Source organism: Lentzea xinjiangensis (assembly GCF_900110955.1).
Lineage (GTDB): Bacteria > Actinomycetota > Actinomycetes > Mycobacteriales > Pseudonocardiaceae > Lentzea > Lentzea xinjiangensis.
Genome location: NZ_FOFR01000021.1, coordinates 41,434 through 57,460 on the forward strand (window position 1 = coordinate 41,434; position 16,027 = coordinate 57,460).

Sequence of the window (16,027 nt, forward strand, 5' to 3'; positions counted from 1 at the left end):
ACCGTTGTGCCAGAACGAAATTCGGCCTTACGGAGAGTGAAGCTAATGAGCTGGTCGCGGGCGGGCAAGGTGGCCGGGGTGGCACATATCGGCCATCTTTTTCCTTGACCGGCGGGGGTGTGGGCTTGCTCGCGACAGGCTGCTACTCGGTGGTGACGGGCCGACGTCTTGATCTTGCGGGGTCGTCTCGCGGTACTTTGGTGCGTCTACAGGCACTGCCTCGCCACATCTTGAGCATCCGGCGGAGGCTCGACCGGGAGAATGCGTTCGTGCAACGGCTCGCGGCCGGTGCCGGGAGGAACTCCACCGCGCACGCCTCACTCGCCGGCAAGCACGGGTCCAAGCAACACTCACCCGCATCATCAACTTGTGCTGATGACCGATGGGACAGCCATCCTCACTTTCGAGGATGGCTGTCCCATCGGCGCTAGAGCATCTCGACGGCCGCCGATAACGCTGTCATTCGAACGGCAGGCGCTCTGGGAGAACCCCTGACAGCAGTGCGTTCAGTCCTTCGACACCGGGCCCGTAGACCGCGATCCCGTCAATGAGGTCGTAGAGCATGCCGTCCTCATCGATCGCGAGCATATGCCTGCCACGGTCGATCTCCCCCAGCGGAAACATCGCCTTTCCGAGTTCCTGACTCCACTCTATGAACCCGTCTTCCTGGCCGACACACAACTCCGGATTCAGGTCGACGTCGACCCGATGGGTGTATACCCCGATCTCCCGCCACTCGAACGAGAGACCACCGAACCGGGACAAGAACTCATCTGCCGCCGGGGGCATTGGCACCCCTCTCGATTCGAACTCGCGCCGCCATTTCGACGTGTCAACCCGGCGCTCCGGCGTCCAGCCTGCCCTCTCCAACTCGAGCAGAACATCCTTTGACCACTCACTCACTGAGGTCCCCTCGGATCCCTCGTACGGAAGTTCAGGCCGAAATGTTGAACCACTGCGTGACAGCTTGGTTTACAGGGATCCATCTCGTTCAGGTAAGAGGGATGAGTCTGCGTTCTACCAATGAAGGCAGCGACTTCGGCGCCCTGCACCGCGCTCACCCCTTCACGGTAAATCGCATCCGACAGGCATGCGATCAGACCACATCGTCCATGGTTGCGCGACGGCTCGCCGGCCCTCGCCACGGCGTCAAGGACCGTCTGGACGGCGGGATGCACGTAAATGGGAGTCTTGCTGCTCCCGTTCATGTATACATTCCCGTTGGTGAGGCGGATCGCCTCGGATGCGCCGGGACGCGTCTTGCTCGAGTAAGCACCGGGTACGCCGAACGCCATGGCCTGTCCCCTGGCAGCGGTCACCACGTCGACGTCCAACCCAGCCGCGTAGGAGTTGTTCGGGCAGGTCGACGGCGGTTGCGCCTGGGTGTTGTGAACAAGTACGTCAGCGGTGGCGCCCCTGTCACCGGTCGCCCCCACGAAGTACGTGTGGATGGCGTCGACCGTCAGGTTGTAGACGAGCCTCGACCCGGTGAACGTCCGCTTCCCGAGAACAGTCGCCGGACGGTTGTCCCCTGTCGTGAACGTGTAACCGGGCTCGAGCTCCTCGGTCTCGACCCAGCGTCCCTTGTTCGCGACCCAGAACGGGTGCTCGTCCGTCGCGACGATCTTGCCGACGCCGGAGCTGCTCGCGACCTGGACCTCGTACACCTCGTGGTCGGTGCGGTACGAGCGGACGTCGCTGACCTTCTTGACCGCGCGTTCCCCGGTTGTGGGGTCGGTCGCGACGACCTCGTCACCGAGCTCGATGTCCTTGATCGGCTTGCGCGAGCCGTCGGCCATCAGCACCGGCGTGTCACCCGAGAAGCTGTTCAGGTCCAGCTGGACCGGACAACTCGCGCCTGCTGCGCCACGGCTCCGCTCGCCGGCCTCCTTCGCCTTTCCGTTGCCCCGCTTCTTCGACCCGCCCAGCAACGACAGCACATCGCCGACCCCGGGTACCTGGCTCGCGGCGAAGTCGGTCACCGCCTCCTCGGCCACCGTCTGGATGACCGACACGCCCGGCTTCACCACCGTGGCCTTGATGATGTCCCAAGTCTTGTTGACGTCCTGGACGTTCTCCGCCAGAGCGCCCACCTTGCGCGCCGGCAGGTTCGGTGCGGAGGACACCAGGTCCTTCGCGGCGATCTTCGGTGTGAGGGCGGCTTTCTGGATCGGCAACGGGTTGTGCTTGGCCGCGTAGGCGATGGCCGCCTTGGCGCGTTTGGTGATGGCCTGCATCGCCGCTATCCGGGCGGCTCTGGCCGCGGCTTCGGCCGCCGCCTTGCGCGCGGCGAGCTGGACCGCCTGTTTGGCCGCTGTCTTGGCGAAGTCGGCTACGCGTGAGCCCGCCCTCGCCAGGTCGTCGCCGTACCTCCGTGCGCCGTTGGCCAGGTCGTCGCCGTACCTGCGGGCTGCGCCGACGACGTCGTCGCCGTACCTGCGGGCACCGCCGATGACGTCGTCCGCGTACTTGACGAGGTACTTGCCCGCCTTCAGCAGCTTGCCGCCGGGGATGAAGTTCGACACCGCCCAGAAGGCGTTGGCCCAGCTCGGTTCGCGGATGAAGTTCGCGACGTCGTTGTAGCCGGAGACCTCCTTGACGACCTCCAGGCCGACCTTCGCGACGGTCTTGACGCCGTTCCAGACCTTGCCCCAGTCCGGCCAGTGGCCGTCCGGGTCGACCATGTCCAGCGGCCTGCCCGCGCCGTAGGTGTAGCGGTTGAACAGCACCGACGGGCCCGAGGAGGCCGACACCGAGTCGCGCGAGGCGAACGCGCCGGTACCTGGCTGGTACCAGCGGGCCCCCATGTTGACCTGCTTGGTGTCCGGGTCCGTCCAGTCACCCTGGTAGCCGACGGAGCGGGAGGAACCCGTGGTGGCCGTGCGGACGCCGAAGGGGTCGAACGCCGCCGAGTCCGCCACGCCCGAGGTGGCGGTCGGGTCGAAGCCGCCCACCACGTCGCCGTGCTTGTCCGACAGGGCGAGTCGCTTGACGCCACCCTCCGAGATGGACAGCAGCTCACCGGAAGCACCCCGGCCGTACAGGGCGTTGCCGTCGGACACCGGGTCGATGTCGAAGCCCGCGTAGGCGAACGACTTGGTACCACGGGAGACCACGCGGTCGGCGCCGTCGTAGGCGTAGGTGGTCTTGCCGACGGCGATCAGGCGGTCGAACGCGTCGAAGGAGAACTTCTCCTCCATGCCGGACGACGTGCGGGACTCCATCGTCCCGCGCGGTGAGTACCTGTAGGTGTAGTCGCCGTCCGACAGCAGCCGGTTCCGCTCGTCGTAGGCAGCGGTCTTGGCCCCGTTCTGCGTGCGGTTGCCGGACCCGTCCCACGAGTACGCGGTCGTGACCCCGCCGACAGTCCACGACTTCAGGCGGTTCGCGTAGTCGTAGGTGTAGGTGTGGTCACCGGAACCGGCGAGACCCGACGTGACCTTGCGGGTCAACGCGTCGTTGTTGTTGTACTCGTAGGAAGCGGACGACTCGACAGCGCCCGCGGCGGTCTTCAGGACGTCGGACTTCTGCCGGCCCAGCGCGTCGTAGTCGATCTCACGCGACCGCACCGACCCGTACTGGATCTTCTTGAGCTGGCCGGCCTCGTTGTACGTGACCACCTGGCCGACACCGGTCAGCGGATCGGTCATCGTGCTCAGGCGGCCGTGGGCGTAGGAGAACCGGGCCGTGCCCGCGGCGTCCGTCCGGGTCTTCAGGCGACCCTGCTCGTCGTACTCGAAGGACGACGTGCCGGACGGGCCCGAGGCGGACAGCACACCGCTGCGGTCGTCGTAGTCGTAGACGTTGCGCCCGCCGGGCGCGTCCATCTCCTTCAACCGGCCCGCGAGGTCGTACACCCGCTCCCGCGTCGACGTCGCCGCCGCGCCCGCACCGGTCTCGGACTTCAACCGGCCCAGGCTGTCGTACGCGGTCTCGCGCACCACGTTGCCCGGCGCGGTCATCCGCACCGCGTTGCCCGAGGCGTCGTAGACCGAGGTCCACGTGCGGTCGGCCAACGCCGGGTGAGCCGCGGTCGAGGGCTCGATCACCTTCTCCGGCAACGACCACGAGTTGTAGGTCGTGAGGAACCTGTTGCCGCGGCCGTCGGTGTACCGCGTGCGGTGGCCCGCCGCGTCGTAGCCGAACGAGGTGGTGATGCTCGACGTGTCCGTCACCGGCTCGACCTGCGAGACGATCCGGTTCAAAGCGTCGTACGTGTACGTCGCCGAGCGCTTCATCGCATCGGTCGCGGTCACGACGTTGCCGGCGTCGTCATGCGCGTATGTGCTGTTGCGCAGGATGTTGCCGGTGCCGTCGAGGCTGAACTGGCCGTTCATCCGGCCGAACGCGTCGTGCCGGACGTAGCTCGTCCTGCCCAGCGCGTCACGCTGCCACGACTGACGGCCGAGACCGTCGTAGCCGTACTGCGTGGTGACGTTGGCCGCGTCGGTCGTGCTGGTCCGCTGGCCGAGGGCGTCGTAGGCGAACTTGGTGATGTCGTTCGCCGGCGCCGGGGACGTCACCTGCTTGAGCTCACCGCCGTCGAAGTACTCGAACGTGGTGGTGAACGCCGCGGAGACGGGCTTGCGCTCGAGCACCGACTCGGTGATCTTGCGGCCCAGCTCGTCGTACGTGGCCTCGGTGCGCGCGCCCGTCGGGTCGGTCGCCGAGAGCTGCTCGCCCTTGTGCGTGTAGGTGTACTTCCAGACACCGCCGACCTCGGTCGGGGCGTCGGCCTTCGGGTCCTGCTGCTCGACCATCCGGCCCTGCTGGTCGAACCGGTAGCGCGTCACGGCGCCACGCGGGTCGACGACCTCGATCGCGTTGCCGACCGCGTCGTACTTGCGCTCGATCACACCGCGGATCGCCGCGGTGGCTCCGGGAGCCCTGTACTCCGGGGTCTCCGTGCGGGTCAGCCGGCCGATCTTGTCGTAGGAGTTGAGGACGACCTGGCCGTTCTCGTCCTTGGCCTGGACCTCCTCGCCGAAGGTGTTGTAGCCGACGAAGCTCTCCGGGGCGCGCGTGACGACGGTGGTCTCGCCCGCCTCGGTCGCGGTCTCCACGGCGGTGACCGGGTGCTTGACCGCGACCTGGCGCTCCGCCTCGTCGTAGCGGAACGTCGTCGTGAACGCCGCCTTGTCGGCCCCGGCCACGTTGCCGCGCGGGTCGGTCTCGGTCAGCTTCAGGCCGCGCTGGTCGAACGTGCGCGACGTGACGAGCGACTTGGTTCCCGAGGTCATCGTCTCGCTGACCTGGTTGCCGGTGTCGTCGTAGGCGTAGTCGACCACCCGCGACGTGTCGAGGTTCAGCGTCCCGGTGTTGGAACCCTTGCCACTGGCCGTGGTCTGCGTGACGTTGCCGTTGCCGTCGTACCGGTAGGTGGTGCGGCGGTTCAGGCCCGCCGGGTCGGCGATGGCCTGGTCGACGCGACCTGCCGCGTCGATCACGAACTCCTCGACCTTGCCGCCCGCGCTCACCTTGCGGACGAGGTGGCCGGCGCCGTCGTACTTGTTCTCCTCCAGCAGGACCCTGCGGGGCTGCGCGCCCTGCACCGGGATCTCCGCGAGCACCCTGGCCACGAGGCCGTTCGGGGTGTACTCGTAGATCGTCCGCCGGCCCATCGAGTCGACGCTGCGGATCAGCCTGCCGCCGAGGTCGTAGGTGTTGGCCTCCAGCACCAGCAGCCGGCCGGCGTCCTTCTCCTCCGCAGACTGCCCGATGCCGCCGGACACGGGCTTGCCGTGCCAGCCGCGCAACCGCACCTCGGCGACCTTGTTCCGCGCCGTGTACGCGTACTCGATCCTGGTGCCGAGCGCGTCGACGACGAACGTGCGGTTGCCGAAGTTGTCGTAGCCGTAGGAGGTCTTGTTGCCCTCGCCGTCGGTGACCGAGTCCTGGCGGCCGCGGTCGTCGTAGGTGTAGGAGATCGTGCGGGTGGCGTCCTGGCCGGTCAGGTCCGAGATCTCGACCTTCTCCGGCTGGCCGTCGGCGTTGAAGGTCGTCCTGGTGTGCTTGGTGTGGACCTTGCCGTCGACGGCGTTCTTCACGCCGGCGTCGGTCACCTCGACCGGGTGGTTGAGCCCGTCGTGGACGAACTTCGTCTCCAGCCCTTGCGGGTAGGAGTCCGAGATCTCCTTCTCGCTGGTCTTGCGGCCCAGGTTGTCGTACGCGTACTGGGTCCGCAGGCCGTTCGGCTCGACCTTCTCGAACAGGTCGCCGTTGTCGTGGTAGCGGAAGGTCGTCGTCTTGTTCCGGCCGTCCGTTGTGGACTTCAGCAGACCCATCGGCTCGTTGCCGACCGTCGTCTGCCCCGGCCGCGGCACCGCGCCGATCGCCGACTCGACGTAGCCGTGCACGACGGTCGAGCCGTCGGGCATCGTCTGCTTGGTCAGGTCGCCGCGGGTGTTGTACTCCGACTTGGTCAGGTACCTGTTGTCCGTCGGGCCGGATGAGCGGCCGTCACGCGCCTCGAGCTGCTTGTCGATGCGCGGGTCGGTGTCGTTGACGCTGCCCGGGGCGGGCTGGAAGTACGTGAAGTGCTCGGTGTCGCAGATGCCCGGCTCACGGCAGGAAGTGCGGGAGACGACGTTGCCGCGGGCGTCGTGGACGAGCTGGACCTGGTGGCCGTTCTCGTCGGCGATCTTGTGCTGGAAGCCGCTCTCGTCGTACTCGTAGCTGCGCACCCCGATGCCCTGCGCGGGACCACCGGCCCAGTCGGGTGCGCCCGAGCCGGGACCACCGCAGAAGCCGGGGCTGCCGTCGGGGTTGGGTGGCGGGACGCCCGAGCACGGCGGCGCCGACGTCGGCGTCGTGGGCACGGCGGACGGGTCCGCGCGGTCCTCGTGCCGGACGGTGGTGCCGAGCGGAGCGCCGAACCGGATGATCCGGCCCTTGACCGGGTCGTAGTCGAAGAAGTGCGGCCGTCTGCCGGGATCGGTCACCTCGATGGTGCGGACGAGGTTGCGGACGGTGCGGCCGTCCGGCTGCTGCTTCTCCGTGCCGGACACCGCTGGCACGCCCAGCTTCCACACACCGCCGTTCTCGTCGGTGTACTCCCGCAGCCGGTCGTTCACCACGTCGTAGGAGAGCCGGGCGGCGACGCGGCCGCTCGGCATGGTCACCGAGGTGAGCTGGTCGGAGTGACCACGGGCGAGGAAGTGCCCGCGGACGGTCTCCTGCCCCAGCGGGCGCTGGTAGAGCGCGACCTCGTCGATGTCACCGGCGAAGTGCTTCTTGCCCTCCCCCGCCCACCAGCCGGGCCAGAACTCGGGCACCAGGACGCGCGCCGCGCCGATCTGGCCGTAGTTCAGCAGGCTGTCGTCGATCTCGCCCTCGGTCGAGCCGACCTTGGCGCCGTCGAGGTACATCGACTGGGTCGCCAGCGATCCGGTGAGGACCACGTGGTGCCACTCGCCGTCGTTCACCGCGACGGAGGTGGTGATCGGGTCGTACCTGCCGTGCCAGAACTGGCCGCGCAGCTTGCCGTCCTTGTCGACGAACAGCGCGGGAAGCGCGCTGAAGTTGTCCGTCGCGTCGAACGGCTTGCTCTGGAAGCCGATCAGCGGCCCGCCGGACGTGGTCCTGAACCACATCTCGACGGACAGGTCACGGCTCTTCTTGATCGCTCCGGCGGGCAGCTTGACGAAGGAGTTGCTGCCGTTGAACGACGCCGCGGTGTCGGGGTTGTTCGCCAACGGCCCCGGCACGCCGAGGGTCGTGTTGTTGTGGACGCCCCAGTCCTTGTTGAGGTTGGTGGCCACCTGGCTGACCGCGTGCTCACCGCTGGGCTCGCCGAGGCGCCAGTACGAGTCGGGCTTGGCGTCCATGACCATGGACCGGTAGTGCGAGCCCTGCTCGTAGTTGTACTGGGTGCACTTGGCGTTGGGGTCGCACACCTTCTTGAGCTGGTCGCCGACGTACTCGTAGGTCCACCTGATCGGCGTGCCACCGGTGGCCGGCGCGTCGGTCTTGACCTCGGTGACGTGGCCGCCGGTCCAGGTGAAGTACAGCGTGCGGTTGCCGCTGGTCCGGCTGATCGCACGCTTGAGCTGGCCGTTCGCGTCGTAGTCGAGCTCGATGTTGCGGCCGGCGTTGTCGAAGTTCCTGATCACGCGGCCGTCGGTCTGGCGGAACCGGTAGGTGTTGTTCGCCTTGTCCACCAGGACGTACGGGCGCTCCGGGTCCGCCATGTCCTGGTAGAACGTCGCGAACCGGCCGGGCGGCGGCGAGAAGCTGCCGTTGTCCGGGTTCTTGCCGAACCGCACCGCCTGACCGTCCGGGTACGTCACGACGACGTTGCCCGAACCGTCGTTGTCCGGCACGACCCGCATGTCGAAGCGCGTCGACCAGCCCGCGCCGAACAGCCCGTCCTCACGCGGGTCGAGGCTGTTGTAGGTGCGGGCGATGGAGAGCTCGGGTCCGGTGACCACGACCGCCGCGTCGACCGCACCGGTCGTGTAGTTGCCGATCTGCGGGTCGAAGTCCAGGTCACCGGCGCTGTACGGCGCACCGCCCAGGTGCGAGGTGATGTCGGGCTGCGGCACCGACGTCAGCAGCGCGCTGAACGGCAGCGCCTCGCTGGGCTGGCCGGAGGGGTCGTACGCGGTCGAGCGCCAGTGGTAGGTCTGGCTCCACTTCAACCATCCCTTCGGGACGGTCCACGTCTTCGACTGCACCCTCGGCGAGGTCTTGCAGGTGTCGGCCGTGTCGTTGGGCGAGCCGTCGGTTTTGCTGGTGCAGACCCGGAACTCGTACTTGAGGGGCTCCTCCGGCGTCGAGTCGACGTCGACCGCGTCCGCCCACAGCTGCGGCGTCAGCGTCGGCGCGTTGTGCCCGGCCGGCGGGTACTGGCCCTTCACGATCGGCGGCAGGTTGAACACGGTCAACGACAACCGGGCGGGCGGGATCTGCTCGTCGGTGAAGTAGGTGTTGCCGTGCATCATGCTGAAGTCGAGCAGGTAGTCGCCCGGGTCCAGCCTGGTGATCTTCGCGTCCAGCGTGGCGGTCTCGCCCGGTGCCACCGCTCTGGGCAGCTCGGCGGCGACGTTCGAGGCGACCAGGCGGCCGTCGGTCCGGAACGCGCGGTAGGCGAACTTGTAGCCCGCCTCCTTGGTCCACGTGGCGCCGCTGCGGTTGGTGACCGCGATCTTGACGAAGCCGTCCTGCAGCCGGTGCACGGGAGGTTCCGGCATCCCGCGTTCGACGCGGTAGGCGGCGTCGTGCGGGGTGTGCGTGATGAAGAGCTTGGGCTGGTTCGCGCTCGCCCTGGTACCGACGAACGTCTTCCAGCTGCGCACGGCCTTCACCGCGAGACCGTTGTTCGCGGTCTGGCCCTTCACCCACCGCTGCACGAGGTCACGGCCGCCCTCACCGAGGTCGATCGACTCACCGGACTGCGGGCAGGCCGACTGCGACTGGCCGAGAGCGACGTGGCCGTGGGCGAACGACGCGCTGCCGAGCACGGCGGGGTTCGAGGCGGGGTGTCCGGAACCGCTCTCGCTCCACGCGCCGGTGACCTCGTGCACCGTGATCGGCTCGGGACGGCACGACGGGGCGTCGAAGTTCGTCAGGTAGAGCTGTGCGCCGAAGACCCGGTGGTTGGCCAGGTTCTGCATGCCGTTGGCGGTGAACTTCAGGTACATGACGGAGCCGTTGCCGATGGTCAGCTGGTCTCCGGTCACGCGCGTGCCGCCGGAGGTCGTCATGCCCTGGCTGGCGTTGGGACCGGTCACGGACGGGTCGACGGCGATCGGGAACTTCCTCGCACCGTCCCGGATCCAGTCAGCGTCGGCGGTCATCTTCAGCGCCTGGCCGCCGTTGTGCGGCACCAGCTCGTACTTGACGCCGGCGGAGTAGGCGCCGGCCGCGTCGACCATGTGCCCGGCGGGGATCGTCGCCGCGACGTTGCCCGCCCCGTCGGTCAGCACGACCGCGTTGTCGACGACCTTCGCCTGGAGACCGGCGAGCCGCAGGGGGAAGGTCCAACCGGTCTCGGCGTCGGCACCGGACAGGACGAGGGTCTCCTTGACACCGCCTGGGGTGACGTCGAGCCGCAGGTCGGTGTTCTTGCCGACGCCGGGGTAGACGACCGTGCTGCCGTTCACGCGCGCCGGGGCGGCACTCGTCCCCGCCAGGCCGAACGCGAACTCGCCGCCGTTGGCGAGCTTCATGGACACGAACGGGCTTTCGGAGGCAGTGCCCGCGAAGCGCGTGTCGGTCGAGTCGGCTGCGTTGCGCCAGCCGTTGCCGTCCTTGACGAGCTTCGTGTCGATTTCCGCCCACGAACCGTCCTGCTTGCGGTAGTTCGTCGGCGACTGCGAGTACTCGGTCGTCAGCGTGCCGTCCGGGTTGCCGAACGTCCGCGAGTTCTCGTCCCGTTTGGACGGGTCTTCCTTGCTGTTCGCGGCGTCGAAGCCCTTGAAGGTGCCGGGCGCCTCGACTTCGCGCACCGCGTTGCGCTTCGGCGCTTCCTCCGGGAAGCGCGGCTGCGGGTACCGGGAGAGCTCGGACCTGGCCTCGGCGCGGTTGACGTCCTGGCCGGCGGGCACGTGGCCCTGCGACTGGCCTTCCGCGCTGTTCCACACCTGGTCCGGCGCGAGCTGGCTGGGATCAAGTGCCGCGGCGGACATCCACTGCGGCAACAGCTGGATCATGGTCGGTGCTGTCACTCCGCCGAACATCAGCACCACGAGTGCTGCTATCGCGGCTGTGCGTCCTCTTCTCGACCGTAAGAACGGCAGGCGAGCACGCCGAACACGCCCGTTGGGCATGGTGGTCCCCCAGGATTCGGATGTGCGGGTACGAGGGGCCTCCCGTGGCGGGAGGCCCCTCGTCAGATCAACGCTTGGCGACGCCGCCGGTGAAGACCCGGCTCTCGACCTGGCCGCCGGTGCCGTACAGGGCGATCAGCTCGCCGTTCGGGGTTCGCCAGTGGATGGTGAACGAGCCGTCGGGCAGCAACGAGGCAGTCGGGTCCACGAGGGTCTCGTACGGCCCCTTCTCGATCTTCCAGGTGCGGTAGCCGGACTCGCCCGGCGCCACCTGGCCCGTCTGGTAGACGAAGTCGTCGGTACCGCGGACCGCGAGCTCGACGATGTCGCGCCCGGTCAGCACGGCCGCCGGCGCACCGGCCGCGACGAAGTCACCGACGGGCGACCACGCGGCCGGGAACGACGTCCCCGTCTCACGCTTGGTGTAGATCTTGCCGTCCGCGCGTCGCACGTAGACCTGCAGCTCACCGTCGCGCAGGTGCGACACCACCGCGGGCTTGCCGACAGCGCCGTCACCCACCGTGCGCCATGCGCCGAGCTCGTTCGTGATCTTGGCGGCCTTGACCGCGCCGTCCGCGAACCGCGCGACGATCTCGAAGTCCGCGCCCCGGCGCACCACGGTGAAGTCGTGCTTGGGGATGCCGGTGCCACCGACCTTCACCCACGGCATGAACCCGTCGTTGGCCCTCGCACCGGTCCGCCTCCACAGCGCGCCGTTCACGTCGATCGAGAACATCGACGAGACGTTGTTCGCGCCCGCCACGATCACGGGGTCGCCGGCCATCCAGCCTCCGTGGCGCAGCGCCTTGCTCGGCCACAGGCCTCCGGCTTCCGCCTGCAGGTGGCCGCGGACCTCGGCGTCCTCCGAGGAGTTCGCGACCGCCTCGATCCTGCCGTCCTGCCTGACCGCGACCGCCGGCGAGCCGGTGAAGCGCTGGTGGTCGGGCATCGTGGTGAAGTCCAGGATCTCCCGGTCGCCGTCGTTGCGCTGCTTGGCCACCGTCAGGCCGCCGTTGGGGTTGACGTAGAAGAACGACATCCTCTTGTTGACCTCGACCGCGACACTCGGCTGGTTGAGCCGCTGGGGGACGACCGGCCGCGTCGGCTCCGGGGTGCCGAGGAGCTCGCAGGTGTTGGTGATCGCGGACCACCTCATGCCGGTGGGGATGCCGGTGTCGACGAGCACGCGCGGCTTGAGGCTGCCCGTCTCCTTGTCGAAGCGGTACCACCACAGGAAGCCGTCGAGACCGTCGCGCGGCTCCACGCCGTAGAAGATGTCGCCGCCGGCCGAGAAGTACTGCCGGTTCGAGTTGGCGCCGTTGCCGCCGTTGACGTACCGCTTGCGCTCGATCCAGCGCTGCGAGTCGGAGTCGTACTCGTAGCGGTAGAGCTGCCCGTCGGCCTGCGGGTCCCGCACGAAGAAGACGCCGTCGCCCGCCGCGAAGATCGAGTCGTACCGCTCGGGCGCCCCGGTCTCGAGGATCCGCTTCTCCCAGGCGCCGTTCTCGTAGCGCTCCCAGGTGATGTCGCCGTTGGCGTTGATCTTGTAGAAGTCACCGCGCTTGTCGACGGTGACCTTGTTCTGGCTGAGGTTGGGGTCCCAGCCCTCGGCGATCTTCTCCGACCAGCCCTCGTTGTTGGGCGGGAACCGGTCCCACGTGGTGCCGTTCCAGTGGAAGCGGTGCAGGTTGCCCGTGCTGAGCACCTGGTAGACGTTGCCGCCGGTGCCCGTGAACCAGAGCATGTTCCAGCCGCCGCCGATCGCATCGGCGCCGGGGCGCATGCGGCTGCCGTTCTCCGGTTCGTCGTGCTGGTACTTGCGGAACTGGCCGTCGGCCAGGGAGGCGAACATCGTCACCGACGAGTCGCACCTCAAGGTTTCCGCTGCTCGGGCGGTGGTGGCGCCGATCGGGACGATCGTGCTCGCGGCCACCGCGGTGAGAGCGGCCAGCGCTCTTCGGCTGTACGTGCGCATGCGGAAGTACTCCCCCCAGGTCCATAAACTCATGTTGATGGGCAGCGTTTGCTCATCAACAGATACGGGTAGAGCATCCCCATCGGACGCGAGGTTGGCAAGTCTCGTTTTCCCGGAGGGCTCACGCGGGGCTGTGCCCCGTGTCACAGGTGATGACCGGGTGGTTCGTCAGCCCTTGGCCACCTCGTGCGACGTCGTGAGCCTCTACGAGGACGCCGGAGTCCCGCGGGACGGATGTCCACTCAGGACGGAGGTGGTCATCGCGCGGGCGCCGCCGAGGTACGCGGCGGGGTCGCAGAGCCGGTCGATCCGCTCGGCGCCGAGGCTCGCCACGACCACCGGGTGCGTCCGGAGCTCGGTGACCAGGTCGCCGCAGCACAGCAACGCCACGTCGGCTCCGATCTTGCCGACCGATCCGCCGATCGCGGCGAGCAGGCAGACGATCTCGACCAGGCCGTCGCGGGCGACGTGCCAGGTGATCTCCGGGTCGCGCAGGCCGAGCTCCGCTGCCAGTTCCGCGCGCACGCGCAGGCGACCAGCAGGCCCTTCCCGACCCGTTCACGGCTCGTGTCCTCACTTGGCGAGGGCGGCGACGATCGCGTCGGCCATGGGGGCGCTCGACGCGGGGTTCTGGCCGGTGAAGAGGTTGCCGTCGCGGACGGTGCAGGCCTGGTACGCAGGCCCGCCCGAGTGCAGCGCGCCCTTCTCCCGCAGGGTGCGGCCCAGCAGCCACGGAGCGTTCTCGGCGGTGCCGAACAGCTCCTCCTCCTCGTCGGTGAACGCCGCCATCCTGCGGCCCGCGAAGATCCACCGGCCCTCCGCGTCGACCGCGGACAGCAGCCCGGCGGGTCCGTGGCAGATCGCGCCGATGATCTTGCCCGCCGCGTCCGCCTCGACGAGGAGCCTGCCGAGGTCGGCGTCCCGGTAAAGGTCCACGACGGGACCATGACCACCGGGGAGCACGATGGCGACGTAGTCGTCCACGTCCACCCGGGAGAGTTCGAGCAACGGGCCGAACTCCCGCAGGGCGCGCTCGGCGTGCTCGGCGTACCGGGCGCACTCCGGCCCCGCGACCTCCGGGTTGGCGCTGTGCGCGTCGAGCGGCTGGAGGACACCGCCGGGCGAGGCGAAGTCGACGGTGTAGCCGGCCTCGGTGAACTTCTCGTGCGGTGCGGCGACCTCCTCCGCCCAGTAGCCCGTCGGGTAGGCCGAGCCGTCGGTGCGCTCCCAGACGTCGGCGGTGGACATGACGATCAGGATCTTGCTCATCTGCTGGTTCCTCTTCCGCGTCGATCGGGCAGGAGACGGGGATCAGGCGGGGAAGTCGCTCGCGGCGGCGGTCTGCGCGGCGGCGTCGAGGTTCGCTTGCAGGGCCTGGACCTTGGCGGTGGCGTAGGCGTGGGAGTCCGAGCCGAGGACCTGGCGCAGCGGGCCCCCTCCCGCCACGACCCGGTCGATCATCAGCCGGGCGCCCCTGACCGGGTCGCCGAGCTGGCTGCCCTGCAGCTTCAGGTGGTTCTCGGTCATCTCGCGGATGGCCGGGTAGGCGTCGGTGGTGCCGTCGGGCAGCGCGAGCGAGTCGGTGGTGAGGAAGTCCGTGCGGAAGTAGCCGGGCTCGACGATCGTGACCTCCACGCCGAAGCCGGCGACCTCGGCGGCCAGCGCCTCGCTCAGGCCCTCCAGCGCGAACTTGCCCGCGCAGTACAGCGCCCAGCCGGGAACGGAGGTCAGGCCGAGGACGGAGGAGACGTTGACGACGTGGCCGCTCCTCTGCTCGCGCAGCAGGGGCAGGGTGGCACGCAGCACGTTCCACACGCCCACGACCTGCACGTCGAGCATGTCGCGGACGTCGCGGCCGGAGGTCTCCTCCACCGCCGCGAGGAAGCCGTACCCGGCGTTGTTGACGACGACGTCCAGTCCGCCGAACCGCTCGGTCGTCTGCCGGACGGCTTGCGCGACAGCGGTTTCGTCGCGCAGGTCGACGGCGAGCGGCAGCAGGCGGGTGGTGTCGGCGGCGTCTTCCAGTGCCGCGAGGAGGCGCTGCGTCGAGCGCGTCGTCGCGGCGACGTTGTCCCCCCGCCCGAGGAGCTGCTTGACGAGCTCGAGGCCGAGGCCGCGGGAGGTGCCGGTGACGAACCAGGTCGCGGGACGATCAGTGGGGAAGCTCATGGTTGTCCTTCGTGCGGGGTGTGGGTGAGGAACGCGGTCCGGGCTTGGTCTCCGGCTCCCGCTGCACTCAAGACTGGCGCACGGAGAGGTCCTCCAAGGGCGCATCTCAGGCCCTGTGCGACCTCGGACTCGCGAACCCAGGACTCAGAGGTCCACTCGGGAATCCGGTCGCTGGGCGACAATGAACGCCATGTCAGGTGTCAATCGCGAGCTCGCCGACTTCCTGCGCCGAGCACGCGGCCAGGTCGACCCGTCCCGGGCCGGGCTGCCCTCCGACGGCAGGGTCCGCCGGGTGAAGGGCCTGCGGCGCGAGGAGGTCGCCCTGCTCGCCGGTGTGTCCACGGACTACTACGCCCGGCTGGAGCAGGGCAGGCGCATCACCCCGTCGCCGGCCGTCGTCGAGGCCATCGGGCGCGCCCTCGAGCTCGACGAGGCGGGACGCACGCACCTGCGGGACCTCATCGGGCTGCCCGCCGGTCCCGCACCGCGCCGGTCGCGTGCTGTGCAGCGGGTGCGCCCCGGTCTCCACCAGCTCATCGACGCGCTCGACGGGGAACCGGCGCTGGTGCTCGGGCGCCGCACCGACGTGCTCGCCGCGAACCGGATGGCGAAGGCCTTGTTCGCGGACTTCGACGAGATGCCGCCGAAGGAGCGCAACTACGCGCGGTGGATCTTCCTCGACGAGGACGCGCGGTCGTTGTTCGCCGACTGGCGGGACCAGGCCCGCGCCGCCGTCGAGAGCCTGCGGTTCGAGGTCGGCAGGGACCCCGGCGACGCCGCCACGACCGCTCTGGTGAGCGAGCTCCGCGAACGCAGCCGGGACTTCGACCAGTGGTGGGTGCAGCACCGCGTCCACCAGCGCACCTACGGTTCCAAGCGGCTGCGCCACCCGCTCGTCGGCGATCTCACCGTCGAGTACGAGTCGCTGGTGCTGCCGGGCGATCCGGACACGGTGCTGTACGTCTACACCACGGCGCCCGGTTCGCCGTCGAGGCAGGCCATGGACATCCTCGCGAGCTGGACGGTGGCGGGTCCCGGCGCGCGCCCCGGCCGGCCGAGCCGGTCCGGTCTCGACACCGAACCGGACGCGTGACGGACCGGCTCGGCCAGGGTG

At 69.0% G+C, this 16,027-nt stretch carries 7 protein-coding genes; 1 reads left to right on the plus strand and 6 read right to left on the minus strand.

The window, feature by feature from the left end:
• Positions 1-459 precede the first annotated feature (459 nt).
• From BMW88_RS32830 to BMW88_RS32855, 6 genes are all read right to left on the minus strand, one after another.
• Complete coding sequence (locus BMW88_RS32830) at positions 460-903, minus strand: SUKH-3 domain-containing protein (RefSeq protein WP_177221532.1); 444 nt, start codon at positions 901-903, stop codon at positions 460-462.
• Positions 900-10,652: a LamG-like jellyroll fold domain-containing protein gene (locus BMW88_RS32835; RefSeq protein ID WP_143116382.1), complete on the minus strand. Its 9,753-nt coding sequence runs from the start codon at positions 10,650-10,652 to the stop codon at positions 900-902. The genes BMW88_RS32830 and BMW88_RS32835 overlap by 4 nt, the downstream gene beginning before the upstream one ends.
• A 184-nt stretch (positions 10,653-10,836) precedes the next feature.
• The gene (locus BMW88_RS32840) at positions 10,837-12,744 is read right to left on the minus strand and encodes a DUF8189 domain-containing protein (RefSeq protein WP_177221533.1); all 1,908 of its coding nucleotides are present in this window, start codon (positions 12,742-12,744) and stop codon (positions 10,837-10,839) included.
• A gap of 204 nt (positions 12,745-12,948) precedes the next feature.
• Positions 12,949-13,269, minus strand: coding sequence for a lyase family protein (locus tag BMW88_RS32845; protein ID WP_089958532.1), 321 nt, complete (start codon positions 13,267-13,269; stop codon positions 12,949-12,951).
• A gap of 48 nt (positions 13,270-13,317) precedes the next feature.
• Positions 13,318-14,013 (minus strand): type 1 glutamine amidotransferase domain-containing protein, encoded by a 696-nt coding sequence (locus BMW88_RS32850; protein ID WP_089958535.1) that lies wholly within the window; start codon positions 14,011-14,013, stop codon positions 13,318-13,320.
• Positions 14,014-14,055: 42 nt separating this feature from the next.
• Positions 14,056-14,913 carry an SDR family oxidoreductase gene (locus BMW88_RS32855; protein WP_089958537.1) on the minus strand — a complete coding sequence of 286 codons (858 nt, stop codon included), beginning with the start codon at positions 14,911-14,913 and terminating at the stop codon, positions 14,056-14,058.
• 190 nt (positions 14,914-15,103) lie between these two features.
• On the opposite strand from BMW88_RS32855, the gene BMW88_RS32860 reads away from it, so the two are divergent.
• Entirely contained in the window at positions 15,104-16,006 is a 903-nt protein-coding gene (locus BMW88_RS32860; protein ID WP_089958541.1) for a helix-turn-helix domain-containing protein, read from the plus strand.
• The last annotated feature ends 21 nt before the right edge of the window (positions 16,007-16,027 follow it).